2 protein-coding genes are annotated in these 3240 nt (G+C 74.6%); both read left to right on the forward strand.

Translation table 11 applies throughout. From position 1 onward, the window contains the following. Window positions 1-137: 137 nt before the first annotated feature. On the forward strand, window positions 138-2336 hold the full coding sequence (locus H5J33_RS28580) for a CDP-glycerol glycerophosphotransferase family protein (RefSeq protein ID WP_181797719.1): 2199 nt from the start codon (window positions 138-140) through the stop codon (window positions 2334-2336). Window positions 2337-2342: 6 nt separating this feature from the next. Then, a partial coding sequence (locus H5J33_RS28585) for a glycosyltransferase (protein WP_181797720.1) occupies window positions 2343-3240 on the forward strand: 898 nt, incomplete at its 3' end.

Consider the following 3240-nt stretch of genomic DNA (forward strand, 5'->3'; position numbering starts at 1 on the left):
GGGAGCCGCTGAACGCCGTTGTCCTTTCCGGGAGTTCCCATGCCCCTCGGCTCGACGCGGCCCGCCCCGAGCCGGCCGTCCACCCGGCGTCCGGCGGGACGGCCCGGCCGCGTCCGCACGACGACAGAGAGAACAGAATGCCCCGCTTCAGCATCATCGTCCCGTCCCATGGGGTCGCCGGACGGCTGTCCCAGGCGCTGGACTCGGTCCTCGGCCAGTCCTTCGGCGACCTCGAGCTGATCCCGGTCTGCGACGCCCCCGACGCCCCGGCGGCCGAGGTCGCCGCCGGGTACGCGGGGCGGGACTCCCGGGTGACCGTCGTCCACTCGCCGCCGTCCGCCGGGCTGGGCGGGGCGCGCAACGCCGGGATGCGGGCGGCGACCGGCACCTACGTGCTGTTCCTGGACGGCGACGACCTGCTGCTGCCGGGGGCGCTGGCGGCGGTGGACGCCCGGCTGACCGAGGTCGCCGGGGTGGACGTGCTGTACTGCGAGCACGAGCGCGCCCCCTGGTGGGAGGGCGAGCCGGCGATCCCGGCCGGGTCGCTGCCGGCGAAGGCCCCGAGCGGCGCCTTCGCCCCCGCCGAGCTGCCCGGGCTGACCGGCGTCCCACTGCCCGCGTGGAGCGCCGCGTACCGCAGGTCCTTCCTCACCGAACGGGAACTCGCCTTCCCGGACGGGCACTTCACCGACCTGGGCTGGGGCGGGCTGGTGACCGTCTCGGCCGGCCGGATCGCGGTGCTGCGCCGGGCCCTCGTACGCCACCGCTCCCGCCGTCAGGGCAGCCGGCTGAACCTGCCCGGCCCGCACCAGCACACCCTGCTGGACCAGGTGGAGCGGGTGCTGACCCGGGCGGCCGAGGCGGGGCTGCCGGCCGAGCGGACCGGTCCGCTGTTCGACCAGGCGTTCGCGGCGGTGCTGAAGACGGCGTCCCGGCCGGAGCGGCTGCCCTCGGGACACCGGGCGTTCTTCCGCCGCGCGGCCCGGCTCTACCGGCAGCACCGGCCGGCCGGGCACCGGGTGCCGGACGGCAGCCTCGGGGTGCAGCACCGGCTGCTGGCGGCGGGCGCCTACGACGGGTTCCGCGCCCTGCGCGGCGCCAACCGGGCGGCCGGCGGCGCCGTCGCCCTGCTGCCGCGCCCGCGCGCCGCCCGCACCCGGCTGCGCTACGCCCGTGACCTGCGCCGCCCGCTCGATCCGGACCTCGCGGTGTACTGCGCGTACTGGGGGCGGGGGTACGCCTGCAACCCGGCGGCGATCCACGCCAAGGCCCGGGAGCTGGCCCCGCAGATCCGCTCGGTGTTCCTGGTCGAGGCCGGCCAGGAACACACCATGCCGGACGGCGTCGAGTACGCGGTGCTCGGTTCGCGCCGCTCCTGGGAGGTGCTGGCCCGGGCCACGTACCTGATCAACAACGCCAACTTCGCCGAGGGCGTGGTCAAGCGGCCGGGCAGCGTGCACCTGCAGACCCAGCACGGCACCCCGCTGAAGACGATGGGCGTGGACCAGTCGGTGTACCCGGTGGTGGCGGCGCGGTCCGGCAGCTTCACCAGGCTGCTGGGCCGGGTCGACCGCTGGGACTTCAACCTGTCGTCCAACCGCCACTCCACCCGGATGTGGGAACGCGCCTTCCCGGGCTCCTACGAACAGCTGGAGTACGGCTATCCGCGCAACGACGTCTACTACACGGCGGCCGCCCGTGACGTGGCCCGGATCCGCCGTGAGCTGGGCGTCCCGGAGGGCCGCACGGCCGTGCTGTACGCGCCGACCCACCGCGACCACCACACCGGCTTCGAGCCCGGCCTGGACCTGGAGGCGTTCTGCCGGGCCGCCGGGGAGGACGTCGTCGTGCTGCTGCGCGCCCACTACTTCTACGACCGGGGCGGCCCGCGCGGCTCGGACCGGATCATCGACGTCACCGCGCACCGCTCGGCGGAGGACGTGTGCCTGGCGGCGGACGCGCTGATCACCGACTACTCGTCCATCATGTTCGACTACGCCAACCTGGACCGGCCGATCGTGATCTACGCCGACGACTGGGAGGTGTACCGGGAGACCCGGGGCGTCTGCTTCGACCTGATGGCCGGGCCGCCGGGCCTGGTCGCCCGGACGCCCGGGGAGCTGGCCGCCGTGTTCCGCGACGGCTCGTACGCCGGCCCCCGGGCCCGGGCGCTGCGGGCCGCGTTCCGGGAGCGGTTCTGCGAGTTCGACGACGGACGGGCCGCCGAGCGGGTGGTGCGCCGGGTGCTGCTCGGCGAACCGCACGAGGCGCTGCCGCCCGTGCTCCCGCTCGCCGAGCGCGTCCCCGCCCCCGCCGCCACCCTCGCAAGGAGCTGACCCGCCGTGCCCCGCTTCAGTGTGATCGTGCCCTGTTACCGGGTGCAGGGCTTCCTGCCCGAGTGCCTGGACTCGGTGCTCGGGCAGTCCTTCGGGGACTTCGAGCTGATCGCCGTGGACGACCGCTCCCCGGACGACTGCGGCGCGATCCTGGACGAGTACGCCCGGCGCGACCCCCGGGTGAAGGTGCTGCACCTGCCGGAGAACGTGGGTCTCGGCAGGGCCCGCAACGCCGGGCTCCCGCACGCCACCGGCGACTACCTGCTCTTCCTGGACAGCGACGACACCCTCACCCCGGGCGCGCTGGAGGCCGTGGCCGCCCGGCTCGCCGAGACCGCCGACCCGGACGTGCTGGTCTTCGACTACGCGCGCACCTACTGGTGGGGCGGCACCCGGCGCAACGTCCTCGCGCACCTGCTCGCCAAGGAGGAGGTGTTCACCGCCGCCGAGTACCCGCCGGTCCTGGACCTGCTGATGGTGGTCTGGAACAAGGCCTACCGCCGGGACTTCGTCACGGAGAACGGCTTCGCCTTCCCGCCGGGCTACTACGAGGACACCCCCTGGACGTTCCCGGTCATGCTCAGCGCCCGCCGGATCGCCGCCCTGGACCGCATCTGCCTGCACTACCGGCAGCGCCGGCAGGGCAACATCCTGTCCACCACCAGCCGCAAGCACTTCGACATCCACGACCAGTACGAGCGGGTCTTCGCGTATCTGGCCGGGCGGCCGGAGCTGGCGTCCTGGCGGCCGTACCTGCACCGCAAGATGGGCGAGCACTGCCTGGACATCCTGGCCAAGCCGGACCGGCTGCCGCCCGCCGACAAGGCGGAGTTCTTCCGGCGCACGGCCCGGATGTTCCGCGCCCACCGGCCCGAGGGCGCCCGGGTGGACGGCGAGGTCGCCG

The sequence above is a fragment of the Streptomyces sp. WELS2 genome (genome assembly GCF_013870595.1).
In the GTDB taxonomy this organism is placed as follows: Bacteria; Actinomycetota; Actinomycetes; order Streptomycetales; family Streptomycetaceae; genus Streptomyces.

Excerpts from the sequence above, each read along its gene's own strand:
- H5J33_RS28580 (WP_181797719.1), top strand. The coding sequence starts at position 138 with ATGCCCCGCTTCAGCATCATCGTCCCGTCCCATGGGGTCGCCGGACGG.